The organism is Bacteroidota bacterium (genome assembly GCA_039821555.1).
Taxonomy (GTDB): domain Bacteria; phylum Bacteroidota; class Rhodothermia; order Rhodothermales; family Rubricoccaceae; genus JBCBEX01.
Window position 1 is genome coordinate 12,740 of sequence record JBCBNX010000014.1, and the last position, 25,700, is coordinate 38,439.

Below are 25,700 nucleotides of genomic sequence, written 5' to 3' on the forward strand. Positions count from 1 at the left end.
GTGGAATCCTGGAGCCTGGCATGACGGTTGGGAGGTGAGCAACGCGGCGGTATCTTGGCCGCCGATCTTCCCACCCTTCTGTCTGTTCTATGTGGACCTCCGCGCTCGCCACCACCGCGCTTGTCCTCCTCGTCCTCGTGTCGGGCTTAGCGGCGCCCCTCCTCGCTCAGTCCGCTCAACCCGCGCTGCCCACGCTTGAGGCGGAGCGCCGCAGCGGGCGCATTGCCATCGACGGACGCATCGACGAGGCCGCGTGGGAGGCGGCGTCCGTCGCGACCGACTTCGTCCAGCGCGAGCCGGATGCGGGCCAGCCGAGCAGCGAGCGCACCGAGGCCCTCGTGCTCTTCGACGACGACGCCCTCTACGTCGCCTTCCGCAACTACGTCGCCGACCCGAGCACCTACCTCGCCCGCGTCTCGCGCCGCGACACCTACCCGGAGAGCGACCGCGTCTCCGTGGACATCGACGGGCGGGGCGATGGGCGCACGGGCTACTATTTCGCCGTCACCGCGGGCGGTACGCAGCAGGACGGCGTGCTCTTCAACGACACCGACGCCGACGACAGCTGGGACGGCGTCTACGCGGTCCGCACGGCGCGCACCGACTACGGCTGGAGCGCCGAGTTTCGCATCCCGCTCTCCCAACTGCGCTTCGATGCGGGCACGCCGGCATGGGGGCTGCAGCTCCAGCGCGACATCGCCCACCGCGACGAAGCTTCGTTCTGGGCCCCGATTCTCCCCGACGTGCTCGGCTACGTGTCGCGCTTCGGCACGCTGCGCGGCGTCGGGAGCCTGCAGCCGCGCGCCCGCGCCGAGGTGCTGCCCTACTCCGCCCTCCGCCTGGAACGCCTCCCCGGCGACGAGGCCGACCCGTTCTTCGACGCCAACGCGCTTCGCTTCGCCGCCGGGGCCGACCTCGAACTCGGCATCGGGAGCGACCTCACGCTCAACGCCACGTTCAATCCCGACTTCGGGCAGGTCGAGGCTGACCCGGCCGTGCTCAACCTGACCATCTTCGAGGACTTCTTCCGCGAGCAGCGGCCCTTCTTCGTTGAGGGCACCGAGATCTTCGACTTTGGTCGCACGCGCACCTTCAATAGCGACTTCGCCCCCCGCGACTTCTTCTACACGCGCCGCATCGGGGCCAGCCCGCGCGTCGGCGTCGGCGGCACGTTCGTGGAGTCCCCGACGGAGACGACCATCGCCGGTGCTGCCAAGTTCACGGGGCGCATCGGCGACTGGGACCTCGGCGTCCTCGAAGCCGTCACCACCAGCGAGACGGCGCGCTTCGCCAACGTCGACGACGAGGGCAACCTCGTGCGCGGCGAGACGACCGTTCAGCCGTGGGTCAACTACGGCGTGGTGCGGGCGCGGCGCGGCTTCCGCGGCGGGCGCTCGGTGTTCGGCGGCCTCGTCACCGCGACCAACCGCGCGCTCGGCGATGGCGCGCTCCTGAATGACAACCTCGCCTCGGGCGCCTACACGGTCGGCCTCGACTTCGAGCACGCCTTCGGCGGCGGGCGAACCTGGGTGCTCAGCGGTATCGGCGCGCTGTCACACGTGCGCGGGAGCACCGACTTCATCACCCGGCTCCAGCGGCGCTCGATCCGCTACTACCAGCGCCCTGACGCGGGCTACGTCTCCGTCGACACGGCCGCCACGAGCCTCTCGGGGCTCTACAGCCAGGTGTCGTTCGGCAAGTTCTCAGGCCGCTGGCTCGGCTCGCTCACCGCCACCACGGCCACGCCCGGCTTCGAACTCAACGACCTCGGCTTCCAGACCCGCGCCGATGGGCTCTCGCTCGCGGGCAACGTCGCCTACCGGCAGCCGCGTCCCAGCAGTCCGCTGCTGCGCTACTGGGAACTGTCGTCCAACCAGGGCCTCACCTGGAGCTACGGCGGTGACCTCGTCACGGCCTATGTGCGTGGCTTCGCCGACCTCTTCTTCGAAAACCGGTGGGGCATCTTCGCGAGCGCCGTGGTGCGGCCCGAGGTGTTCGACATCCGCCTCACGCGCGGCGGCCCGCTGATGCGCAAGCCAGGCGAAGTCGGCGGCATCCTCACGGGCTACACCGACCGGAGCCGCACCGTTTACGCCGAAGTCCAGGTCGATGGCGAACTCACCGGGCTCGATGGCTCCTCGGCCAGCATCCAGACAGAGTTGGGCTGGCGACCGTCGCCCTCGGTGCGCCTCGAACTGGAGCCGGAGATCTACTGGCAGACCAACCCGCTTCAGTTCTATCGCAGCACCGACGACCGCAACGCTGCGGCCACGTTCGGCCGGCGCTACGTCTTCTCCGACACCCGCACGACTGAGTTTGTCTTTGGCGCACGCCTCGACTGGACGTTCACGCCCGAGCTGTCGTTCGAGCTGTTCCTCCGCCCGTCGGTCTTCGTGGTGGACTACGGCCAACTCAAAGGGCTCGCCCGTCCGCGCACGTACGACTTCGACCTCTTCAGCGACGCGCAGATCAGCGAGGCCGACGGCACGCTCACCATCGACGCCGATGGGGATCCGGGCACCGCCGACACGTTCAGCATCCGCCGCCGCGTCGACTTCAACGAGCGGGTGCTGCAGGGCACGGCGGTGCTGCGGTGGGAGTATCGCCCCGGCTCGGCGGTCTTCCTCGTCTGGCAGCACGAGCGCGTGGGCGACGAGCTCGTGAGCAACTTCGACCTCGGGCGCGACCTCGGCGCGGTGTTCGACCTGCCCTCGGAGAACATCTTCCTCGTCAAGGTGACCTACTGGCTCGGGCGCTAAGTAGAAAACGGAAGCTGGTTGACCCACGAGAAGAGGGCTCGACGTGCGCGTCCCTGGAGGCTCTGCGCGCGAAGTCACGCAACTCGGCTCCGACATACGTTGCGGAGATCAACGTGGAGGCGGGGCGCGCACGGCCGCGCCAGTGAATCTCGGCCGCGCGCGGAACCCCGGGGGCCTCGTCGAACTCAAAGAGGAACTGTGAACTTTCAATTCGGACTGAAAGCTCGTCCCTTGACCCCTGCGCTTATGCCTGCTCGCCTCACCGCCTGGGCCGACGCCCACCGCGACATCGCCCTGGACCTCATCCGCATCTACCTCGGCGTTGGCCTGTTCGCACGCGGCATCGTCTTTCTCAACGATTCCGGTGCCGTCGTCGAACTGGCGGGGGCCGATGGGGGCGAGCTCTCGTCCGTGGCGCTCGCCCACTACGTCGGCCTAGCCCACCTCGGCGGAGGGCTCTTGCTCGCCGTCGGCATGATCACGCGCGTCGCGGCGCTCCTCCAGATTCCGGTGCTCTTCGGCGCGGCATTCTTCGTCCACTTCCCCGAGTCATTCCTGGCAGCGAACCAGTCGTTCGCGTTCTCGGCGCTGGTCCTCGCGTTGCTCTGCGTCTACGCGGTCTGGGGCGGCGGCCGTTGGTCTCTGGACCGAGCGATCACGCGTTGGAATGCTGCGAACGCGAAGAAGGAGGCCCAGATCGTCGAGAGCCGACTCCGGGAGATCCGGGAGCGGGATCGCGAGCGCAGCCGTCGGCTCGCCGCGGAGCGCGCAATGGCCCCGCGTCGCTCCGAGGAGCCCGAGGCACCGCCCTGTGTTCATGGCTACGACCGGAACGACCCGCACGTCGTAGCGGAGCGGACGTACAGCCCGATTTCGAGCCTCCGGTTCGTCCTCGGCACCCACCCGCGGCCGAGTTCTGTCACCTTCCGTTGCAAGAAGTGCAAGGGCGTCGTCGAGGTGGCTACGGATCCCGAGGTGATGGAGACGTACCGTTTCGAACGCTAGCCGCAGTGCTAGTCGGCAGATTGATAGGAGGCGCGCTCCCGCCTCGCGCAATGCACGGTCCCTCGCCCTCCGCCTTCCTCGCGGTCCGGCTAACTGGGCAGGGCGGTTGCTCGTCGACCAAGCATAGCGATGGACGAAGGGTAGAGCAGTTGCGAGCGATAAGTGCTAGCACTCCTATAAAGTGAGTGCTATATACTATTGGTGCTAAACATCTTAGTAGTGATTGGCAAATGGTTTGCGTTTGTGAGGAGTCGCCCGTATTCATGGGCCGTTTCGGGGATTTCGCCCGCCCCGATTCCATCACCGACTCCACCGTGCAGCACCACTTGTCATGGCGACTCATCACCCACTGACGCTCGACCTTTTCGCCTCCGACGACGCCGAACTCGTCCGGTACCGCCTCTTGGCGGGCCTGCAGCGCGCCCGCCGCGCCTTCGACCAGACGCGCGTCTACCCGCACCTCGCCGACCTCATCCGGCTGCGCCGCGACCTCGTCGCGTTGCGTGACCAATCGGCAACGCTCCGCAGAGCACAGCCTGGCCGTATCCAGGGCATCGACTGGAAGAAGCGCGAGGTCGTCTATGTTCGCCCCAACGTGCCCGGCCTCGACGCGCTGCCGGTGGACGGCCTTGTCGACTGGACGCTGCCGCGCCTGACGCAGGCCATTGAGGAAGGGCAGGCGATCTACGAGTTCGTGGAGTCGCACACGGCGGTCGAGGCCGTCGGCCTCGTGCCACGCTACCAGGACGAAGGCTACCTCCTCATCCCAGAGGAAACCGGCTGGCGCGCGGTCCGCTATGTCGTGAGCGTGCTCGTGGCCCCCGGCGAAGGCGACGCGCGCTACCGCAGCCTCCGCACCTCCGAAGTGCCCCTCCCCGAGGGGGCCGCGGAGCCCGGGGCCTGCAAGCGCGCGCTCGCTGAGCAGCACCGCGACCTTCCCAACCCGGCGACCTACTGCGTCCACGCCGATGTCGCCGTGCCGACGGACGCCACGCTCATGCCCGTCGCCAAGCGCAAGCTGCTGCGCTACCTCGCGGAGCGCGTCCCTCGCGGCGAAGCCTGACGGGGCTCCCCGGCATGGTGCGAACGCAAAGCGCGGCGCGCCCCGGTGGTTGGGGGCGCGCCGCGCGTACCGAGAGGGCCGGCCGGGGTGAAGGCCGGGAGGTGCCTCGGGTGAATGCGAGAGAGGAAGCTTAGCTCAGAGCTTGGGTGGCGAGGACGCCGGTGCGGTCGAAGCGGACATGCAGCCGCTCGGTGCCGTGGCTGTCGGTGAAGGTGAGGAGGCCCTCGCCAGCAGCAGGGGCCGTGAGGCGGAAGCTGCCGTGGTCGCGGTAGATCGTCAGAGCCTGGAACGCTTCCGGGGCGTCGAGGAGAGCAAGTGGGTGGTCAGCCTGGGTGGCAGCAGCGGCCTGAAGGTCGGCGACGAGCGCGTGCGCTTCAGTGCTGAGCGCGGAGGTTTCGGCGGCGACCGTGGCGTCTGTGGGGCGCATCATGGCGGAAGCGGCCACGAGCGCGAGAACAAGGCAGGCGGCGACAGCGAGGCGAGGCATGGAATTCGGTACGGCTGGTCCGAAAGAGTAGGAGCCCGCCTGAGCGGGAGGCCCGCCTGAGCGGGAATGCCTGCGATGGCCGGGTGTGTATGCCACAGCGGACGGTGTGTGCAGGCAGGAGCGTCCCAAGCGCCGTGCCGTCGTCTCAAATCAGGGTTCAGCATGCGACGCGGGCACGCTCGCAGTCGCACCGCGCCCACTGAACGTTGGCAGGTCGAACGATGAGACAGCAGGTCCGGCACAGTCCCCAAAACGAGACGGGATACGCAGCAGCAGCCTCGCGCCCGCTTCGATACCGAAACAGGCGCCGTCCAGCCACGCCCGCAGGGCCTCGTCGCGTATCATCGAACACCGGGCGTCCGCGATGGGACGGTCGGCTTCCCACGTCTGTCATCCCGTCCTGCTATGTCGTCTCCGCTCGTGCCGTTCTCGCCCCGCGTCTACGCCCCGCGCCGGGTGCGCCTCGCCGCCGACCTCGTGGCTGCGGGCGAGTCGGGCCTCGCACTCATCCCCGGGAACCCGTCGGCGCCGATGAACTACGCCGGCAACCACTACGGCTTCCGGCAGGACGGCACCTTCCGCTACTTCTTCGGCCTCAATCAGCCCGGCCACGTCGGCGTCGTGGATCTCGATGCAGGGACGGCGACGCTCTACGGCCCGGAGGCGTCGCTGGACGATGTGGTGTGGGAGGGACCGCAGCCGTCGCTGGCCGAACGCGCGCAGGCGATCGGGGCGCAGGCCGCCAAGCCGCTCGCCGACCTCGGCCCCGCCGTGCTCGCCGCCATCGACGCGGGCCGGCCGGTGCACATCGTCCCGCCCTACCGCGCGGCGACAAAGCAGCACCTCGCTGGGCTGCTCGGGACGCTCCCGGATACGCTCGGCGGCCACGTCTCGGAGCCGCTCATCCATGCGATTGTTGCTCAGCGTTCGGTCAAGTCCGACGCGGAGGTCGCCGAGATCGAGCGCGCGCTGGCCGTCACGAACGCGATGCACCGGCTCGCCATGCGCCACGCGAAGCCCGGCACGGCGGAGTGGGAGACGGCGGGCTGGATGCGCGGCGCGGCCCTCGCAGGCGGCGGCGACGTGTCGTTTCCGATCATCCTCACCGCGCGCGGCGAGACGCTCCACAACCACCCGACGGGCACGCCCCTCAAGCGCGGCGACCTCGTCTTGGCCGATGCGGGGGCCGTCGCGCCCTCGGGCTATGCCGCCGACATCACGCGGACGTTCCCCGCCAACGGCACCTTCTCCGAGCCGCAGCGGATGGTCTACCAGGCCGTCCTCGACGCGCAGACCGCCGCGCTCGCCGCCATCGCGCCGGGCGTGCCGTTCCGTGACGTGCACCTCGTGGCGGCGCGGCGGCTGGCGCAGGCGCTCACGGCGCTCGGGCTGATGCGCGGCGACCCGGAGCAGGCGGTCGCCGCGGGGGCCCATGCGCTCTTCTTTCCGCACGGCCTCGGTCACATCATGGGCCTCGACGTGCACGACATGGAGGCGCTCGGCGAGGACCACGTCGGCTACGACGCCGAGGTCACGCGCAGCACCCAGTTTGGGCTCTCCGCGCTGCGCCTCGGGCGGCGGCTCCAGCCCGGCTTCGTCGTGACCGTCGAGCCGGGATGCTACTTCATCCCGGCGCTCGTCCAAGCATGGAAGGCCGAAGGCAAGCACGCCGCGTTCCTCGACTACACCGAGATCGAGCGCTTCCTCACGATGAACGAGGGCCGGGGCTTCGGCGGCGTCCGCATCGAAGACGACGTCCTCGTCACCGACGACGGCATGCGTGTGCTCGGCCCCGCCATCCCAAAGACCGTCGCCGAAGTCGAGGCCGTCTGCGCCGAGATGAGCGGGGGGCTATGAGGTGTGGATCGTCAGCAGATCATCGAACTGTTCCGGTACTCTGACCAGGAGCGCCAGATGTTTGACTACATCGACGAGTATGTCCACCAAATAGAAGCGTGGTTATTGGTCAACGAGCCTGACGAAGCACAGCTACGACGCTACATGCTAGCCGGGCTTTTTCTACTGTACCGGTCCAAAAATTGGACAGACGGAACCGTCTCAACGGACCTCGCCGTCTGGGAAACAGCGTGGTATCCGCACCCTGGGAAAGAAGTCTTCGGGCGCAGGTTCGAGATTCTAAACGAGTACCTCGACAAGCCCATAGCGACGACGCGTGAATACCTCGGCTTGATCGGGCTGAAGAAGCCTCGCGGCCTGCAGTTAATCGCTGGCGGTGGTCTCTTCGACTTCGTGGTGACCGGGAGCTATAGCGAGGGCGCACCGGATACCTGACGTTCACCGTCACAGAATCGTGACGCCATGCGACAGTAATGCGACGCGCACCAAGTCGGCGCGTGGTGTGATGCTGTCCACCCACCCCAGTTGCCTACTTGTCATCCTGAACTTGATTCAGGATCTCGGTGGACTCGTTGAGATGCTGAAACGAGTTCAGCATGACAAAATTGGGAGAACGCGGCCGACCAAGGCCGCACGTAGCTTGACCCCACCTCTCCGCACACCGCCTCCGATCCATGACCCAGGACCTGCGCCCCACGACCCAGGCCCCTCAGCTTGTCGTCGTTCACGTTGAGAAGACGGCGGGGACGGCGCTCATCAAGGCGCTCATCGAGCCGAACGCGCCGGGCTACATGCGCTCGGCGAGCGTCACCCGCTACGCGCGCCACGGCTGGAAGGCCCCGGCCTTCATCGGCCACATCCCGCACGGGCTGCACCGCTTCACGCGCCGCCCCGTCCGCTACGCGACCGTGATCCGCGAGCCGCTGGAACGCGCGGTGAGTTGGTACTACTACATCCGCGGCCAGGACGACATCGACCTCTGGGAGCGCCACCCGCTGCGCAACTTCGCCGACCGAGTCACACTCGTGCAGTTCTACCGCGACGAGCGCTTCGAGAACCGCCAGGCGCGCTTCATGGCAGGCCTGCACTACGACCGGCTCTACCCGACGCTCCGCCGCAGCACGCTCTTCCGTCAGCGCCTCCTCGACGCGGCGAAGCGCAACTTGGAGTCGTGCGCCGTCTTCGGCGTGCAGGATCGCTTCCAGGACACCGTCCGCGCCTTCGAGCACACGCTCGGCTGGACCTACGCGCCGCAGGAGAAGCGCTGGGCCGCCGCCACCAAGCGCCGTACCCTCCAGGACATCGACGACCTCAACCCGAAGATCCTCCCGAAGCTCCGCGAGTGCCACGACCTCGACTACGAGCTCTACTTCTTCGCCCAGCAGCTCTTCCAGGCGCGCTACGGCTGGCTCGCGAAGACAAAGGTCGATTTATGATACCAGAGGCGAGTAAGCCGTGTGCATTGCCCGCTTCTCCCACCTTTGTCATCCCGGACTTGATCCGGGATCTATAGGGTGCATCGGATGGATTTACTGCGTGAAGCTTCGCTTTCCGCGTTCGCGGCAAGGACTCCGGAATGAGTTTGCGCAGGTGTTCTTCGGACATGGTATGGTACATGGTATGGTGGCGACATTGTGATTTGAGCTGTTCGATTGTTGAGGGGCTATGTTCGATGCACAATCGCGTGCCTGATCGAACATCCAACGTCGAACACCCACCATGCCTCCTGAGCAGCCTGCGGCGTCGCCCTTCCCGTTCAACGTCGAGAAGCTCCACGCCTATCTCCAGAGCACTCTTGGTCTGCGAGGCCCGGCGACGATCGGCCAGTTCCCCCATGGCTTCTCCAACCTGACCTACCGCGTCATCCTGGACGACGAGAAGCAGGGGCCCCTCCAACTCGTGGTGCGGCGTCCGCCCGTCGGCGCGGACGTGCAGGGCGGGCACAACATGACGCGGGAGTGGATGATGCTCGATAAGCTGCACGGGCATCTCCCGGTCCCCAAGCCGCTCGCCTACGAGGGCTTTGGGTATGTGATCGGTGCCCCGTTCTACGTGATGGAGCGCGTCCACGGCGTCATCCTGCGCGGAACGACGGCCGACATCCCCGACGCGACGACGGTCGCGGGCATCGCGGAGACGTTTGTGGACACCTTCGCGATGCTGCACGGCCTCGATCTGGAGACGATCGGGCTGGCGGAGTTCGGCAAGCCCGAGGGCTACGTCCGCCGCCAAGTCGAGGGCTGGACGCAGCGCTGGCAGCGGGCGCAGACCGACCCGGTGCCTGACATCGACCGCGCGTGTGCCTGGCTCGACGAGCACCAGCCGGGCGAGTCGTACACCAGCGCCTCCGTAGCGTCGCTCATCCACAACGACTTCAAGCACGACAACCTCATCCTCGACCCAGACGACCTCACGCAGATCCGCGCCATCCTCGACTGGGAGCTGGCGACCGTCGGCGATCCGCTCATGGACCTCGGCAGCACGCTCGGCTACTGGATCGAGCCCAGTGACCACCCGGTGCTCCAGAGCCTCAACGTCAGCCCGACGACCTGGCCGGGCACGCCGACACGCGAGGAGTTCGTGGCGCACTACGAGGCTGCGACCGGGCGCCCTGTTGAGCATGTGGTGTTCTACTACGTCTACGGCCTCGTCAAGCTCGCCGTGATTGCGCAGCAGATCTACGCGCGCTGGCAAGCCGGCGTGGCGACCGACGCGCGCTTCGAGCACCTCATCCACGCTGTGCGCGCGTGCGGCGAGACGGCGGTCCGTGCCATCGAGCGGCAGCGCATCTCGGCGCTGTTCGACTGAGCGCGGCGCGGGTCAGCCTGGATCGGGTTGGGCGATGCTGCTTTTTCGTCCACGTGGGCGCGCCGCCCAGCGTGCCGAGGGGCGGTTCACCGCCGCAGCTGGGCCGTTCGTCGCATGTAGGGCGGGACAGGGCGCGAAACGCGGTCACGTTGGGGTTGTAGAGGGTAGAACTTGCGCACCGTCCTGCGCTATAACGATCCTCCCACGCCGCGCCGGTCCCGGCTGCGTCTTCCCTCTCACGTGATGCGCCCAGCGCCAACCTCCCGCTTGATGCGAAACACCCGAACCCTCGTCCTCGCTGGCTGCTGCATCCTCCTCGTCGGTCTCCTGCTCGGCATGCAGGTCCGCGACGCCGCCTCCAGCGACGACCCCTACCAGAACCTCAAGAAGCTCGAAGAGGCCTACAGCTACGTCACGCGCAACTACGTCGACCGCGTGGACTCGGCCGACCTCGCCGAAGACGCCATCCTCGGCATGATCGAGGGCCTCGACCCGCACTCAGTCTACATCGACGCCGAGGAGATGCGCAGCGTCCGCGAGAACTTCGACGCCTCGTTCCAGGGCATCGGCATCTACTACGAGTTCATCGACGGCGAGGACGACCAGGACACGCTCGCCGTGCTGCGGCCTATCGTCGGCGGGCCGAGCGAGGAGGCGGGCCTCGAACCGGGCGACCGCATCCTCACCATCGATGACACGACCGCGCTCGGCTTTTCCACTGAGGAGGTCCAGCGCTACCTCAAGGGGCCAAAGGGCACGCGGGTTGACGTGACGGTGCGCCGCCGCGGCTTCCGCGACCCGCTCGCCTTCACCATCACCCGCGACGACATCCCGCTCAACACGCTCGTGGCCGCGCACATGGTGGACGACGAGACGGGCTACATCAAGCTCCAGCGCTTCGCGCGCTCGACCTACGACGAGTTCATGACGGCCATGAACGACCTCAGCGACGAGGGCATGGAGCGCCTCGTGCTTGACCTACGCGGCAACGTCGGCGGCTACATGGACCAGGCCGTCAAGATCGTCGACGAGTTCCTCCCGAACGACGAGATGATCGTCTACACGGACAGCCGCCACGTGGCGTACAACCGGGAGTACACCGCCACCCCAGGCGGCTCGTTCGAGGGCAAGCCGCTCATCGTGCTCGTGGACGAGAACTCGGCCTCGGCGAGCGAGATCGTGGCGGGCGCCGTGCAGGACCACGACCGCGCCGTGATCGTCGGGCGGCGCACCTTCGGCAAGGGCCTCGTGCAGCAGCAGTTCCAACTCAACGACGGCGCTGTGCTCCAGATGACTATCTCGCGCTACTTCACGCCGAGCGGCCGCCTCATCCAGACCGCCTACGAGCGCGGCGCTGGCGCTGAAGACTACTACGAGGGCAAGCTTGCCGTCCGCGAGGGCGAGATCGAAGCCGTCGAGGAGTCCGGCCGCTCCGTGCTGCCCTCGACCGAACTGGCGGCGGCCTACCCCGACAGCCTCCGCTTCGAAACCGACGCCGGGCGCGACGTCTTCGGCGGCGGCGGCATCCTGCCCGACTACGTCGTCGTGCCCGACTCGGCAGGCCCGACGCTCCGGACGGTGATTCGCCAGAGCCTTGACAGCCAGTTCGCCCGCGACTTCCTCGACGGGACGCCGGCCTTCCGCGGAAGCTGGGGTGACCGCGAGCGCGAGTTCATCCGTGAGTACCGCCTCAGCGACGACCTCTGGACCGAATTCCTGGCCTACGCCGACGCCCAAGGCGTGCCGGTCGTGGACGAGGCTACCGAAGACACCGAAGAGTCCGTGTTCGTGGAAGACCAGCTAGCCCGCGAGCGCGGCGACGTGGAGGCGCGCATCAAGGCGTTTCTAGCGCGGCGGCTCTATGGCGTGGACGCGTTCTACCCGGTGATCCAGAACGTGGACCGCACCTTCCAGGAGGCGCTCCTGCTGTGGCCCGCTGTGGGCGACCTCGCCGACTTGCGAGCGTCTGTGGACTAGGTGCATTCGGGGCGCTGAGGCGCCTGAATAGACAGGGCGGGCGGTAGGGGCAACTCTGCCGCCCGCTTCGTGTCTTGCACGTGTCGACCGCCCTCCAATCCCCGGGCAATCCGTCAGAGAGAATGGGGTGGGGGCTCTGGAGTCGCGTTGACAATGTGAACGCTATTCGTCATATTGGTGAATGGATCTCACGCCCGGCGTGCTGCCACCCACCTAGTCTCCCCATCTAGCGTCGGAGCACCCGGTTCTTCCATCTCGTTCACCCACTCTCTGGACCCGATTCCCCCTTGAGGTAGACGCATGAAATACTACGCGCTGCTGTTGCTACAGGAAGCCGCCGCGAATGACACGTTCGCCAACGAACTCGTCAAGCGCTTCAACGAAGGCGGCCAATGGATGTGGCCGGTGCTTATCTCGCTCGTGATCGGCCTCGCCATCGCGTTCGAACGCATCATCACGCTCAACCGCGCCGACATCAACACCCGCAAGTTCATCCGCAGCGTCAAGGACGCGCTGGAGAGCGGCGGCATCTCCGCAGCCGAGGAAGTCTGCGCCAACCAGCGCGGCCCCGTGGCCTCGGTCGTGCAGGCGGGCCTGCTGCGCTACGACGAGGGTATCGACGCTGTCGAGAAGGCGGTCGTCTCCTACGGCTCCATCGAGATGAGCTTCCTGGAGCGCGGCCTCGTGTGGCTCTCGCTCTTCATCTCGCTCGCCCCGATGTTCGGCTTCCTCGGGACGGTCGTCGGGATGGTCGAGGCGTTCGACGCCATCGAGCAGGCGGGTGACATCTCGCCGAGCCTCGTGGCCGGTGGCATCAAGGTCGCCCTCCTGACGACGGTCGGCGGCCTGATCGTGGCCATCATCCTGCAGGTGTTCTACAACTACTGCGTCTCGAAGATCGACCGCATCGTGGTCGAGATGGAGGAAGCCTCCGTCGAACTGATCGACGCGCTGGCCATGATGCAGATGGGCCGCCCGCTGCGCGACAGCATCGCCACCTCGGAGCAGGGCCAGATCGAGTCTGGCTCCTAAGTCCGCACTCCAGAGAGACCCCGGGCCCTCCGGCTCATCCGGCCGGAGGGCCTCTCTCTAGCACCACCGGATCTGCTCGCCCCCAACCTCTGCTCTTATGGACTTCGCTCCTATCCTCATCTACGTCTGCCTCGGCCTCATTGGCATCGGCGCGCTGCTCATCATGGGCTTCGGCGTCATGAACCTGACGCGCGGCAAGTCCAGCCCGATCACGCTGGGCATCATCGCCGTGCCGCTCATCGTCTTCGCGGTCTGGTACGCGCTGGCCCCGGCCGACTTCCTCGCCACGCTCGTGAAGCCCGACGGTAGCTACTCGGTCGGCGCAGGCGGCTACGCCGTGATGATGACTGCGCTCACGATGCTTGGCCTCGGTGCCGTCAGCCTGCTCGTCACGACCGCCCGCGGCTTCTTCAAGTAAGCCCTGCGTTCGGCCCCAGAGCGGGCCGCCCCTGCGACTGCCTGCGCTAACCTGCACTCCCCATGCCTCTTCTCAAACGCCGCACGACCCGCGAGGCCGAGATCCCGACGTCGTCCATGGCCGACATCGCGTTCCTGCTGCTGATCTTCTTCCTCGTGACCACCACCATCGACGTGGACACGGGCATCTACATGGAACTGCCGCCGCCGCTCGAAGACACCGAGCCGCCGGAGATCAGCGACCGTAACCTGCTCACGGTGCTTGTCAACCGCGACGGCGACGTGCTCGTGGAGGGCGAGTTCATGACGCTCGGCGACATCCGCCAGGAGGTCATCCGCCACGTCACCAACAACGGCGCGGACCCGAACTACGCGGACACGCCCTCGAAGGCCATCGTCTCGTTCAAGACGGAGCGCCAAGCGAGCTACGAGATGTATGTCGATGTGCTCGACGAACTGCGTAGCGCCTACGTCGACATCCGCGACGGCTATGCCCGCAGCAACTTCGGGGCCCCGGACTACGCCACCTATAAGGAGCGTCTCCCAGCCGACCAGGAGGACCAGGTCGCCGATGCGTTCCCGATCAAGATCTCGCTCGCGGAGCCAGACGCTGGCACGGGTGGCTGACCGCCCCGGCGCTTGCTCCATGCGGGCGCTTGCTCCTCTGGCTTTGACTCTACCTCTATCCCAACGACATGGCTCACTTTACTAAGAAGGCCAGCACCAAGCAGGAGATTCCGACCGCGTCGCTGCCGGACATCATCTTCATGCTGCTCATCTTCTTTATGGTCACGACGGTCCTCCGCGAGGTGACGCTGCTCGTGCAGAACGCGCTCCCGCAGGCCGAAGCCATCGAGAAGATCGAGCAGAAGCGGCTCGTCTCGTATATCTACATTGGCGAAGCCAAGGAGGGCGACCTCCGGGGCGAGCCTGCGGTCCAGATCGACGACGCGCTCGTGGAGGACATCAACACGATCCGCGACACGATGTACCGCAAGCTCCAGGAGGAGCCCCGCATGATCGTCTCGCTGAAGGTGGATTCCGACTCGGAGACGGGTCTCCTCTACGATGTGCAGCAGGAGCTACGCGTGGCGCAGGCACTTCGCATCAACTACTCGACGCGGCGCGAACTGCCCAACTAGCGCGGCGCCTTTCACGCGCCCTCAGCGCAGCGGCGCGCATCAGCCTCGTAGTTTTCGTACCCAGAGAGCCTGGCTTCGGTCAGGCTCTCTGCGTTTCGTCCCTTTCGCGTCCGTCGTCTACCGATGATCCAGCGTAAACAATCGATCTTTCTGCTCCTGGCTGGGGTGTGCCTGGCTGCGTTTCTCACGCTCAGCGCGGCCTGGACCGTCGGCCCCATCACAGCGCTCTCGTGGTTCTCGACGACCGCGTACATCCTGGGCGGCATGACGGCCGTGGTCGCCTTTGCGAGCATCTTGCTCTACAAGCAGCGCGCCCAGCAGCAGCGCGTCGCCACGGTTGCGCAGTGGCTCGATCTGGCGCTCATCGCGGTCGTGGTCGTGGCGCTCGGGCTGACCTTCCAGGACAGTGACGCCGGTCCGCCTGCCGAGTGGCTGCTCACCTACTGGAGCCTGACGCTGCCCATGGTCGCCTACGTCTTCATCTGGCTCGCCAAGCGCGGCATCGCCGCCGATATCGCCCTCGTGAAGTCGATGGACCGGCTCCGCTAGCTGCGCTCTCCGCTAGCTGACCCTACCGAGCATGGCCTCACCCGACGCCGCGACGACGCCTAACGTGACGACCGAAGCGTCGGTGCCGCAGCACGTCTGGCTCGCGCTGACCGCGGGGCTCGTCTCGATCTCGTCGGCGGGCATCCTGATCCGGTACGCCTCCGACGCAGAGGGACTGACGGTGGCGCTCTGGCGGACGATGTGGGCGGTGACGTTGTTGCTGCCCGTCGTGCCACGCGCGCGCTCCGACTGGAAGGAATTCACCCACCGCGATTGGACGCTGGTCGGGGCCGCTGGCCTCTTCCTCGGGTTGCACTTCATCCTGTGGATCACGTCGCTTTACCACACGTCCGTGGCAAGCGCGACGGTCCTCGTGACGATGAGCCCGCTCTTCATCGCTGTGCTGGGCGTGGTGGCGCTGCGTGAGCGACCGTCTCTGCGGACGTGGGTCGCGATCGCCGTGGGGCTGGTCGGCGCGGTGCTCATCGGCCTGGGCGATGCAGGGGCCGGTGTTTTCCCGCGCGCCTGGCTGGGTAACGGGCTCGCGCTCACGGCTGCGGCACTATTCTCGGTATACATCGTGATCGGACGTGCGGTGCGGCAGCGCGTGTCTTTTCTCGCCTACCTCTTCCCGCTCAACGTTGCGGCCATGCTCACGGCGCTCGTCGGCACGCTGGTGACCGGCGCTTCGCTGTCGGCCCCGCTCAACGTAGTCGGTTGGACCTTCGTGATGGCGCTCTTCCCGCAGATCCTCGGCCACGGCTCGTTCAACTACGCCGTGCGCTACATCTCAGCGGCAATGCTGGGCCTGCTCACGCTCACCGAGCCAGCCATCGCTTCGCTGCTCGCCTACGTGTTCTTCCAAGAAGTCCCAGGCGGCCTCGCTCTGGTTGGGATGGTCGTCGTCCTCGTCTCGCTCGCCGTCGTCATCGTGCGCCGACGTCCGTAGCAGAGTGGTTCGTAGCAGAGTGGTTCGTAGCTGCGTCAGTCGGGCAGCGAGACGAAGCGCTCCGAGGGGAGGTCCGAGAATCGACGGTGCTTGCGCAGGAAATAGTCGAGTGCGATCGAGCGACGGTAGGGCAGGGCGAAGGGCGACGACGCAGGGCGCTGGTCGAGGTAGCTCCCGCGCATTCGGTGCGCGTCGAGGTAGGCGCGGGCGATGGCGGCGGTCTCGCGCGGGCGGCCAGCGACGAGGGCGCGGGCAGCCGCAAGCGTGTCGAGGGCGAGGCGGCGCGGGAACGTGGCCAGCCAGGCGCGGGGCGGCAGGTTCTTGAACAGCATCAGCAGGCTGTTCCGGAAGTTGAGGTACGTCTTGCGCGGATCGCCCTGCCGCAGCGAGGCACCGCCGATGTGGTAGACCTCGGCGCTCGGCTCCACACGCACGCGCCACCCAGCCCGCCATAGCCGCCAGCACAGGTCGATCTCCTCCATGTGCATGCCGAACGCCTCATCGAGGAGCCCTACGTCGTCCAGCGCAGACCGTCGCAGCAGCAGCGCCGCGCCCGACGCCCAGAAGACATCGCGAGCGTCGTCGTACTGCCCAGCGTCCGGCTCCAGCGTGTCGAAAAGCCGCCCGCGCGTGAACGGGTAGCCGACGGCGTCGAGGAAGCCGCCGCTGGCGCCGGCGTACTCGAACTGCGACCGGTCGCCGTGCTGGAGCAGCTTCGGCTGGACGGCGGCCACCTCCGGCAACGTGTCGAGCACGCGCACGAGCGGCGCGAGCCAGCCAGGTGGTACCTCCACGTCGTTGTTGAGCAGGCAGACGTAGTCGCTCTCGGTGTGCCGGATTGCCTCGTTGTTGCCGCGCGCGAAGAGCCAGTTCTCCGGGTGCTGGATAACGCGTACCTCGGGGTGCGTCGCCGCCAGCCACGCGACGGTGTCGTCCGTGGAAGCGTTGTCCGCAACGACGACCTCAAACGACTCGAAGTCGGTGGCGAGGACTGAGGGCAGACACTGCTCCAGCAGCGCCCGCCCGTTCCAAGTCACGATGATGACAGAGACGCGCGGCACGGCGATCTAGCTCTGTGTGACCGCCTCGGTCGCCGCGCCCAGCCGTTCCAGCAGGCTCCGATACCACGCCGTTGCCGCATCGACGTGGGGGGCGAGGTCGTGATGGCCCCAGACCAGCGAGAGGGTGCGCCGCGTGCCGTCGTGGGTCTTCGTGCGCTGGCTGTCCTTGACGCCATTCGCGCACGGGCCTTCGGCGTCGAAGAGGCAGAGCAGGCCGCCGAGGTCGATGGTCTGCCCGCTTGCGTTGAAGACGTACGTTGCGTCTTTCTCGGCGAGGCCGACGCGGAACGGCGCTGTCGCCCGGTCGAGGTCGACGACGCTGATCGGCAGGCCGCTGTGCAGCGAGGCGACGTTGCAGGCGTCCACGACGGCGTTGATCGAGCCGAGCTTGCCGTTTTCGGCGGCGCGGACGAGGTATTCCGACGCGGGCTTACCGCGCCCGGTGGGTTTGTAGCCACCGTGGCGCAGCAGATTCCGCGACGTAGCGCGAATCATCTCCGAGCGCTGGACGGGAGCCTCTGCCTCCAGAGCAAACAGCGCCGTCAGCCAGTCGGGCGGCGGCGTACCGCCGAGCGACGCAGGCAGCATCGTCTCGAACGCGGCGAGGTGAAGCAGCGGGTGCGGATCGACGGTAAGCGTCATATGGGGTGGTGAAAGACGAAGGTGCAGGCGGAAGGTAGGCCTGGACGGGAGCGGGCGCTAGCGTCCCTGTATGCGTGCTTGCTGGAGTGCCGCCGTGCTCCGTGTCGCCTCCGCGCGCAGGTCGTCGAGGTCGGCGGTGCGGACGGGTTCAAGCAGCGAATCGGCCTCAGCGAGGAGCAGGGTACGGTCGCCGTCGCCGAGGGCGAGCGCAATGAGGGCGTCGGCGAGGCGGCGTTGCGTCGTGAGGGTTCGGGCGTCGTGCTCGGGGAACTGCGCGCGCTGCGACGCGAGGGCCTCCCGGAGCAGCGGCTCGGCCTCGACGGCCTGCTGACGAACCGTGAGTAGGTCGCCGAAGCGGGACTGCACGACGGCACGGCTCGGATGGCCGTCGGGCCAGGCGGCGTCCATGGCATCGAGCGCGGTCCGATACGCGCGGGTGGCCTCGGCCCAGCGCTCCTCGTCGTGCAGCACCGAAGCGAGACTGCTGAGCGCGGTCGCTGTGTAGGGGTGGGCATCGCCGACCGTAGCCTCGAAGAGACGAATCGCGGCGCGGTATTCCCGTTCGGCCGTGGCCACGTCGCCCGCGGCCCGTGCGACGCCTGCGATGTTGTTGCGGGTGAACGCCACGTCCACGTGCGTCTCGCCGAAGAGGGTGCGCTGGACACGGAGCACGTCGCGGAAGCGCGCCTGAGCGGCCTCCAGGTCACCGCGGTGGTAATTGAGGACGGCGAGGTTGCCCAGCGTGTAGCTGACCTCGATGTGCTCGGGGCCGAGGCGGTCGATCTGCGATTCAAGCGCGCGCTGATAGAGCGAGTCCGCTTCGCCGTAGCGGCCAAGGCTCACGAGCGTCGTGGCGAGGTTCGTCATCGCGTTGGCTACGTCAGGATGGTCGGGGCCGAAGACGGCAAACCGCCGGTCGAGCACCTGCCGGTAGAGCGAGTCGGCCGAGGCATAGTCGCCTGTGTTGTAGAGGAACGTCGCGTAGCCATTGCGCGCGGTGGCCACGTCCGGGTGGTCCGGACCGAGCTGGGCCTCCCGGGTGCGCAGCGCGACCTGGTAGAGCGAGTCGGCGGGGCCGAATGCGCCCGTGGCGTTGTGGAGAGCGGCATGGTGCAGCGCCGTCGTCGCGCGAGCGAGTGGGTCAGGTGGCGTGGTGGCTTCCCAGAGGGTGAGCGCTTGGCGAAAGAGCGAGTCGGCCTCGTCGTAGCGCCCCAGGTCCATCGTCGCGACGCCGCGCTGGTCGAGGAGCCGAGCACGCAGGGGCCCCGGCAGCCCGGGCGTACGCAGCGCCGTGGCATAGAGCGAGTCGGCAGCATCGAGCCGACTGCGCTGGCGCTCCAGTTCGGCGAGCGCGCCGAGGGCGTCCGCGACATCGGGGTGGTGCCTACCGAGCGTGTCGGTGCGGAGCCGGACCACGTCCTGGAGCAGCGGCTGCGCGCGGTCGAAGAGGCCGAGGTTGGCGTAGACATCGCCTACGACGGCGAGCACGGACGCCTGGAGGTCGGGTTGGCTACGGAGTTCGTCGTGCGCCCGGGCGGCTCCCGCGTCGAGGATCTCGCGCGCCGTGATCGTGTCGCCGAGCGAGGCCGTCGGGTCGGCGACGCGGAAGACATCGAGAAGGAAGTCCGTGGTCTGCTGAGCCTTGCGTGCCTCGCGCTCCGCGACGAGCCGGGCGGCCTGTGCCGCCTCCGCCTCGTTGGCGGCGCGCTGCGCCTGCCAGAGCGTGGTCGCGAGTCCGAGCACGAGCGCGAGCACCACGAGGGCTACTGCACCCACGCCGAGTCGGTGGCGGCGCACGAACGACCGGACGCGGTAGCCGACGGTGCTCGGGCGCGCCGAGATCGGTAGGGCGGCGAGGTGGCGTGCGAGGTCGTCCCGAAGTTGCGCCGCCGAGTCGTAGCGCGCCGCGGGCTCCTTACGCAGGGCCTTCATCACGATCACGTCCAGGTCGCCCGTGAGTCGTCCCGGTCGGGATGCGGCGCGCGGGGTTTCCGTACCAGCGTCGAGCACCACCGTGCTGGGCCTGGCGGGCATCGTCTCGCAGATCAGGCGCTCGACCTGGCTCGGAAGCAGGTCGGCCACCTCGTAGGGCCGCTGGCCGGCGAGGAGTTCGTAGAGCACCACACCGAGCGCGTAGACATCCGTCGCCGTCGTCACGGCCTCGCCGCGAACCTGCTCCGGGGCCGCGTAGGCTGGCGTCATCATCCGCTGCCCTGTCTGCGTGACCGCGCCGAGCGAGGGGCGCGGACCGTCGAGCAGCTTGGCGATGCCGAAGTCGAGCAGCTTCGCTGAGGGCTGGCCCTCGGCGTTGGTCGTGACGAGGATGTTCGACGGCTTGAGGTCGCGGTGGACCACGAGGTTCTGGTGCGCATACTGGACCGCGTCGCACACCTGAAGAAAGAGCCGGAGCCTGGCCTCGATGCCGAGGTCGTGCTGGTCGCAGTAGGTCGTGATCGGCTGGCCGTTCACGACTTCGAGCGCGAAGTAGGGGCGGCCCCGCTCAGTCACGCCGCCGTCGAGTAGGCGTGCGATGTGGCGGTGCTGGAGGCGGGCGAGCACCTGGCGCTCGGCGAGGAACCGCCGGATTTGCTCGCTGGACGGCGGGCCCGGCAGCAGCTTCAGCGCCACCTGCTGCTCGAACTGCGCGTTCGCGTCGTCTACAGCGCGCTCGGCGAGCCAGACGGTGCCCATGCCGCCGCGCCCCAGTTCGCGCACGAGGCGATACGGCCCCACCCGCTCTTCGCTCAGGGCGGCCCGCCACCCCGAGGCCAGCGGTTCGAGGTCGTCCTGCAGGGCGTCGAGCGGTCCAGCCTGCTCATCGGCGGCGAGCAGCGCCTCCACCTCGCGGCGCAGCGTAGGGTCCGGGGCTGCTGCGGCTAGGAACGTGGTGCGCTCCTCCGGGCTGTGCTCCAACGCAGCCTCGAAGAGGGTCTGGATTTCGGTCCAGCGTTCGGGCGTCATGGTAGTAGGGGCGTCACTCGGCTAGGGCCTGGTTGAGCCACGCGCGGGCCACGCGCCACTCGCGCTTGACGGTCATGGGCGACACGTCGAGCGCCTCGGCCGTCTCCTCGATGGATAGGCCGCCGAAGAAGCGGCACTCGACCACCTGGCTCTGGCGCGGGCTGAACGCATGCAGGCGTTGCAGCGCCTCGTCGAGCGCCAGCAGCGATTCAGACTGGGCGATGCCTACCACGAGTGCCTCGTCGAGCGGGAGGGCGCGCTCGCCGCCGCCACGTTTCTGCGCGCGATGCTTGTGCGCGTAGTTGACGAGGACGTGCCGCATCACGCGCGCGGCCAGCGCAAAGAAGCGGCCCCGGCTCTCGAGGCGGAGGTCGGGCACGTCGGCCAGCCGGAGATAGGCTTCGTGGACGAGCGCGGTGGTCGAGAGCGTGTGGTCGGCCCGCTCGCGACGCAGCTGGTGGTGCGCGAGCCGCCGCAGTTCGCTATAGACCGCCGGGAGCAGCGCGTCGAGGTCGTCCGGCAGGTCGTCGAAACTGCCGGTGAGGTCATCGAAGGGAGGCAGGGCGTCGGACATGAGCGGCGCGGTGCGCAGGGGCCTGGGGTGCAGCGGTGCCCTATAGGCGCGGCGGCTGAAAAAAAGAGCGCAGGGGATGGTCCACTTGGAGCAGCAACCCTGCTTGGCAAGGTGACGCCCTCCATCGCATCGCAGCAAGGCACGATGGGGACTTCCAAGTTGATCCGCACCAACCCTCTCTCGATCATGACCCATGCACGCGCTTTCTCCTTTGTGCTCGCGGCTACCATCGCCGCCGTGCTCCTCGTTGCCCCGCCGGTCGCAGCGCAGTCCAAGCGGGTCATCGCCATCAACGGGCAGCCGATACCCACGGCTACCCTGCAGGCGCTCGAGGCCCAGGCGCAGACGCGCATCCCTGAGGGCCGCTACTTCTACGATGCGCTGTCCGGCGCGTGGGGACACGAGAACGGGCCCGTTGCGGGCTTTACGGTGCCAGGCCTACCGCTTCCTGGTCCGATGCCAGCAAACATCTCGGCTTCGGGCACGGGCACGTTCATCAACGGCCGCGAACTCCACCCGCAGGACGTGACCTCGCTCCGGCACCTGTTGGGTGAGGTACACACCGGGCGCTTCTGGATGGATGCTTGGGGCAACTTCGGCCCTGAAGGCCAGGGTGCGCTCGGCAACGTGGTCGCCATCGCGCAGCAGCGAGGTGCGCTGAACAGGGGCGGCGGGCAAGGCGGCAGCGCCTACGCCAGCGACGGCTCCTGGGTCACCACCGACGGCAACGGCGGCGTGGTCATCTCCTTCCGCGACTTCGGCGGGGGCTACACCAGCTACTCGAACTGAACCGCATTCCTACGTCTTTCGCTCACACAACCCATCATCGCCATGAACGCTTTCAAGCATGCCCTACTTCTGTTCGCCGCCCTCGCCACGTTGAGCCTGACCGGTTGCTTCTTCCTCACGGAAGAGCCTTCCGCACGCGAGCAGGCCTCCGCCTCCGCGTGCGAGGGGCGCAGCAACCAGTTCGTATCCGCCACCGCGTCCGAGTGCGAAGCTGCAGGCGGCGAGATGCTGGAAGGGCAGTGCTACTGCCTATGAGCACACACGTCGTGAGCCACTAGCCCCCTTTGACTCGACCAGCGTCATGCGTATTGCTTCCGTCTGCCTCCTCTTCGCGATCCTCGCCGTTAAGTCGGTGCACGCCCAGCCCTTCCAGGTGCAGGGGGTTGTCACCGACGACAGCGGCGGTCCACTCGAACGTGCCCGCATCGCCCTCGTGGACCTAGACGGCTTGACGCTGAGCGTGGCTTTCTCCGACGCCGAAGGGCGCTACGACCTGCTCGTGTCCTCGGTGTCGAACGAGCCCGATCTGCCCGTTCCGACGAGCTATTGGGTCGGCCCCGTAGCCCCGAACCCGCTGCCCGCGAGCAATCGCACGGTCGTGGTCCCGTTTACGGTGCCGCAGAACCGCCCGGAAGCGGCCACCGTCGAGGTCTTCGACGTGCTGGGACGCCGGGTGAGCACCGACCGGACGCTGTCGGCGGGGCTGTATGTCTATCGCCTCCAGTTCGAACAAGGCTATGTGACGCCGGGACGGTCGTTCGTGCTGGCGGGGCCGGCGCGGCTGCGGTTCGAAGCGAGCCAACGCCTCGGCGACCCGACGGCGGCACCGAGTCCGCGCGCTGCGTCGAGGGCCGCGGTGTTGGCGGACCTCGTGATCGAAAAGGCGGGCTTCGTGACGGACGCCCGCACGCTCGATCTGAACGACGGCGACGTGGTGACGGCAGATGCGGCGCTGGCTGTGGCTCCAGTCCCGACCGCGGCCTTCGAGGTGGGAGGGACGTTAGAGGCAGGCGCGGTCATGCAGTTCGACGCGGGCTCCTCGGCGCCGCCCGAGGGGGGGACGCTGGCGACCTACGCTTGGGCCTTTGGCGACGGACAGCGCGGCGGCGGCGCGGAGGCTGCTCACCTTTTCACCGAGCCGGGGACCTACACCGTCACCCTGACCGTCGCGACGGAGTTTGGGGCGATGGCCTCGGCCACCCGCGCGGTCACCATCGCCGAGCCCCCGCCGCCTGCCGCGATGGACGGCGCGGTGACCGGCCTCGTGACTGGGCCCGACGGCTTACCGTTGCCGGACGCTACCGTACGCGTGCTCCGCACCGAGAGCGTCACTACGACCGACTTCCTGGGAGCGTTCACGCTCACGAGCCTCCCCGTTGGCGTCCCGCTCACCGTCGACGTGCGTCTCGGCGGCTACGCCAGCCAGCAACTCGCCGTGACGATCCTCGCCAGCGGCGACGTGCCGGCCATCGAGGCGACGCTCGTGCGGCGTGGCGAAGCGGTGCGGCTGCCCGCCGCCGAACTCGGAGGCCGGGCCGACGGCAACGAAGGCGCGATGGTGATGCTGCCCGTGGACGGCCTCGTCCACGCTGACGGCACGCCCGCCACGGGCCCCGTGGACGTGCAGATCACGCCCGTGGACGTCACCGACGCCATGGAGGTCGGCGGCTTCCCCGGTCCCTTCGCGGGCGTCACACCAGAGGGGCCTGCCGAGCTGATCGTGAGCTACGGCACGGCCGAGTACGTCTTCTCGCAGGGCGGCGAGGAACTCGACCTTGCGCCGGGCATGAGCGCCGTCATCGAGATCCCCGTCTACGTCGGACGCAACCTCGACGGCACCGAGGTCGCGCTCGGCGACGAACGGCCGCTGTGGTCGTTCAACGAGCAGTCGGCGCAGTGGGTGATGGAGGCAATGGGGACGGTCGTGGTGGCCGAGGCCTCGCCGACAGGCTTCGCGCTGCGCGGCGAGGTGACGCACTTCTCGTGGTGGAACATCGACGTGGCCCCCAGCCCGGCCTTCCCCAACCCCATCCCGGTCAGCCCGCCCGAAGACCCCAACGATCCCGACGACACGCCAGAGCCGTGCGAGAACCCCGAGGGCTGGTGTGCCTCCGGCGGCGCTACGGGCATCAACGTGGACCTCTGCGCGGCTGGGATGCGCGGTATCTGCACCGACATGGGCTTCCCGCCCCCGCCGCCGCCCGACCCCAACACAGACCCTGACGGTAACCCCGAGCCGCCCTACGGCGATTTCGACGGCGACGGCGATCCTTGGGACGATGACGACTGGGACACCTTCTGCGAGGACAACCCCTTCTGCGACGACTTCTGCGACAGCATCGCCGATTCGTGCACCGGCGGCACCATCACCGGCACGCCACAGTCCGGCCCCGGGGGCACGCCGCCCGTGGGAGGCCCGCGCAACACCTCCGTCCCGTCCGGGGGCGTCCCCGGCGGTCTCCCATCGCCGCCCGGTGTCCCGATGAACTACGGGGCCATCGCCAACAACGGAACGGCGCGCGGGAGCCGCACCACGACCATCCCGGCGGGCCAGTCGCGCACCGTCCTCATCCCCATGACGCCCGTGGGACGCATCGGGGGCGGGCTGCTTGCCTGCGACACGGCCCCGCTCGGCACCATCGACCCCATCGGCGAGGTGGACGTGTGGACCTTCACCGGCCAGGCGGGCGACTACGTCGAACTGGAGGTCGAGGCCGGGCAGGCGTCCACCCTGGAGGGCACCGTGTGAGTCTTGGACCCGAGTGGGGCTGAGGTCGTGAACAGCGCCTTTGGGCCGAGCACCGCAGCGCCCGGCTTCTTTCAGCTTGCCGCCTCGGGCACCTATCGCGTGACCGTCGACGGCACCCGCAACGAGCCTGGTGCCTACACCGTCCGCTTCGGCTGCTACGAGGGCATCCAGGTCGATCAGGAGGTGACACGTACGCTCTTGGCCGGGGTGCCGCGCCTCTTCGCCTTCGAGGGGCAGGCCGGCGATCTCGTCAACCTTGCCCACCTCGGGACGTCGCTCAGTGGCGGCATCTTCGCGCGGGTGGAGTCGGCGGGCGGGCAGTTCGTGCGGCAGTCGGGGCAGACGTCGCTGTTCTCGGAGACGCGGGTGTTCGCGCTGCCGTCGGACGGGACGTACCAGGTGGTGGTGGACGGGGCGACGGACGCGGCGGGAGCGTACCGGCTGGGCTTCTCCGAGATCGGTGAGCCGACGCTGGTGACGGCTGGCACTCCCATTACTGCCAACGTCAGCGTGCTCGGCGACCGGCAGTTCTTCCGCTACGAGCGCACGGTCGGGGAGACGGTCCAGGTCACCCTCGACCACCCGAGCGGCGGGCTGGTGGCGCAGACATTCGTGCGGCGTCCGGGTAGTCAGCCTTTCTACCAGCGCTCCGTCCTAACTTCGACGCAAACGACAACGGCCACACGGTTAGGCACGTCGTTCGCCGCGACAGCGCAAGAAACGGGGGCGCACGTGATCGAGGTCGGCACCTACGCCGTCAGCGGCGGCAACCGCTCCAACCATGCCGGGCCGTACCGGCTTCGCTTCTGAGTGTCAGTCTTCGGGCAACCGCGGCGAAACATAAACGGCCGCGCTGGGGACGAGGCGCCCTGGCGCGGC

At 68.0% G+C, this 25,700-nt stretch carries 23 protein-coding genes; 18 read left to right on the plus strand and 5 right to left on the minus strand.

The genetic code is table 11. The features are described from left to right. Window positions 1-89: 89 nt before the first annotated feature. The 3 genes from AAFU51_14245 (at window position 90) to AAFU51_14255 (ending at window position 4,827) form a co-directional block, all read left to right on the plus strand. Window positions 90-2,759, plus strand: a complete 2,670-nt coding sequence (locus AAFU51_14245) for a DUF5916 domain-containing protein (GenBank protein ID MEO1572411.1) — start codon at window positions 90-92, stop codon at window positions 2,757-2,759. Between the two features lie 246 nt (window positions 2,760-3,005). Then, complete coding sequence (locus AAFU51_14250; protein ID MEO1572412.1) at window positions 3,006-3,764, plus strand: DoxX family protein; 759 nt, start codon at window positions 3,006-3,008, stop codon at window positions 3,762-3,764. 331 nt (window positions 3,765-4,095) lie between these two features. After that, a complete protein-coding gene (locus AAFU51_14255) occupies window positions 4,096-4,827 on the plus strand; it encodes a hypothetical protein (protein MEO1572413.1) in 732 nt (243 codons plus the stop codon). A gap of 130 nt (window positions 4,828-4,957) precedes the next feature. On the opposite strand, the gene AAFU51_14260 is transcribed toward AAFU51_14255, so the two are convergent. Next, window positions 4,958-5,314 carry a hypothetical protein gene (locus AAFU51_14260; GenBank protein ID MEO1572414.1) on the minus strand — a complete coding sequence of 119 codons (357 nt, stop codon included), beginning with the start codon at window positions 5,312-5,314 and terminating at the stop codon, window positions 4,958-4,960. A gap of 405 nt (window positions 5,315-5,719) precedes the next feature. On the opposite strand from AAFU51_14260, the gene AAFU51_14265 reads away from it, so the two are divergent. The 11 genes from AAFU51_14265 (at window position 5,720) to AAFU51_14315 (ending at window position 16,045) form a co-directional block, all read left to right on the plus strand. Next, entirely contained in the window at window positions 5,720-7,171 is a 1,452-nt protein-coding gene (locus tag AAFU51_14265; GenBank protein ID MEO1572415.1) for an aminopeptidase P family protein, read from the plus strand. Window positions 7,172-7,228: 57 nt separating this feature from the next. Continuing rightward, entirely contained in the window at window positions 7,229-7,606 is a 378-nt protein-coding gene (locus AAFU51_14270) for a hypothetical protein (protein MEO1572416.1), read from the plus strand. 239 nt (window positions 7,607-7,845) lie between these two features. After that, window positions 7,846-8,607 carry a sulfotransferase family 2 domain-containing protein gene (locus tag AAFU51_14275; protein ID MEO1572417.1) on the plus strand — a complete coding sequence of 254 codons (762 nt, stop codon included), beginning with the start codon at window positions 7,846-7,848 and terminating at the stop codon, window positions 8,605-8,607. 283 nt (window positions 8,608-8,890) lie between these two features. After that, entirely contained in the window at window positions 8,891-9,979 is a 1,089-nt protein-coding gene (locus AAFU51_14280) for a phosphotransferase family protein (protein ID MEO1572418.1), read from the plus strand. Between the two features lie 270 nt (window positions 9,980-10,249). Beyond that, entirely contained in the window at window positions 10,250-11,956 is a 1,707-nt protein-coding gene (locus AAFU51_14285; GenBank protein ID MEO1572419.1) for a S41 family peptidase, read from the plus strand. A 300-nt stretch (window positions 11,957-12,256) separates the two neighbouring features. After that, window positions 12,257-12,988, plus strand: a complete 732-nt coding sequence (locus tag AAFU51_14290) for a MotA/TolQ/ExbB proton channel family protein (protein MEO1572420.1) — start codon at window positions 12,257-12,259, stop codon at window positions 12,986-12,988. Window positions 12,989-13,085: 97 nt separating this feature from the next. After that, window positions 13,086-13,406 (plus strand): hypothetical protein, encoded by a 321-nt coding sequence (locus tag AAFU51_14295; protein ID MEO1572421.1) that lies wholly within the window; start codon window positions 13,086-13,088, stop codon window positions 13,404-13,406. A gap of 62 nt (window positions 13,407-13,468) precedes the next feature. Continuing rightward, on the plus strand, window positions 13,469-14,032 hold the full coding sequence (locus tag AAFU51_14300) for a biopolymer transporter ExbD (protein MEO1572422.1): 564 nt from the start codon (window positions 13,469-13,471) through the stop codon (window positions 14,030-14,032). Window positions 14,033-14,100: 68 nt separating this feature from the next. After that, window positions 14,101-14,547, plus strand: a complete 447-nt coding sequence (locus AAFU51_14305; protein MEO1572423.1) for a biopolymer transporter ExbD — start codon at window positions 14,101-14,103, stop codon at window positions 14,545-14,547. A gap of 123 nt (window positions 14,548-14,670) precedes the next feature. Next, complete coding sequence (locus AAFU51_14310; protein ID MEO1572424.1) at window positions 14,671-15,096, plus strand: DUF4293 domain-containing protein; 426 nt, start codon at window positions 14,671-14,673, stop codon at window positions 15,094-15,096. A 31-nt stretch (window positions 15,097-15,127) separates the two neighbouring features. Then, complete coding sequence (locus tag AAFU51_14315; protein ID MEO1572425.1) at window positions 15,128-16,045, plus strand: DMT family transporter; 918 nt, start codon at window positions 15,128-15,130, stop codon at window positions 16,043-16,045. Window positions 16,046-16,080: 35 nt separating this feature from the next. Here AAFU51_14315 and AAFU51_14320 read toward each other — a convergent pair whose 3' ends face one another. Genes AAFU51_14320 through AAFU51_14335 form a run of 4 tightly spaced genes read right to left on the minus strand, consistent with a single transcriptional unit; the run spans window position 16,081 to window position 21,283 of the window. After that, window positions 16,081-17,106 (minus strand): glycosyltransferase family 2 protein, encoded by a 1,026-nt coding sequence (locus AAFU51_14320; GenBank protein ID MEO1572426.1) that lies wholly within the window; start codon window positions 17,104-17,106, stop codon window positions 16,081-16,083. 6 nt (window positions 17,107-17,112) lie between these two features. Further along, window positions 17,113-17,748, minus strand: a complete 636-nt coding sequence (locus AAFU51_14325; GenBank protein ID MEO1572427.1) for a phenylalanine--tRNA ligase beta subunit-related protein — start codon at window positions 17,746-17,748, stop codon at window positions 17,113-17,115. A gap of 57 nt (window positions 17,749-17,805) precedes the next feature. After that, window positions 17,806-20,709: a serine/threonine-protein kinase gene (locus AAFU51_14330; GenBank protein ID MEO1572428.1), complete on the minus strand. Its 2,904-nt coding sequence runs from the start codon at window positions 20,707-20,709 to the stop codon at window positions 17,806-17,808. A gap of 13 nt (window positions 20,710-20,722) precedes the next feature. After that, window positions 20,723-21,283, minus strand: a complete 561-nt coding sequence (locus AAFU51_14335) for an ECF-type sigma factor (GenBank protein MEO1572429.1) — start codon at window positions 21,281-21,283, stop codon at window positions 20,723-20,725. 186 nt (window positions 21,284-21,469) lie between these two features. Between AAFU51_14335 and AAFU51_14340 the strand changes: the two genes are divergently transcribed. Genes AAFU51_14340 through AAFU51_14355 form a run of 4 tightly spaced genes read left to right on the plus strand, consistent with a single transcriptional unit; the run spans window position 21,470 to window position 25,631 of the window. Beyond that, a complete protein-coding gene (locus tag AAFU51_14340) occupies window positions 21,470-22,072 on the plus strand; it encodes a hypothetical protein (protein ID MEO1572430.1) in 603 nt (200 codons plus the stop codon). Between the two features lie 42 nt (window positions 22,073-22,114). Then, window positions 22,115-22,327: a hypothetical protein gene (locus AAFU51_14345; protein ID MEO1572431.1), complete on the plus strand. Its 213-nt coding sequence runs from the start codon at window positions 22,115-22,117 to the stop codon at window positions 22,325-22,327. Between the two features lie 46 nt (window positions 22,328-22,373). Continuing rightward, window positions 22,374-24,821 carry a PKD domain-containing protein gene (locus tag AAFU51_14350; GenBank protein MEO1572432.1) on the plus strand — a complete coding sequence of 816 codons (2,448 nt, stop codon included), beginning with the start codon at window positions 22,374-22,376 and terminating at the stop codon, window positions 24,819-24,821. A gap of 27 nt (window positions 24,822-24,848) precedes the next feature. Next, window positions 24,849-25,631, plus strand: coding sequence for a hypothetical protein (locus AAFU51_14355; protein MEO1572433.1), 783 nt, complete (start codon window positions 24,849-24,851; stop codon window positions 25,629-25,631). The last annotated feature ends 69 nt before the right edge of the window (window positions 25,632-25,700 follow it).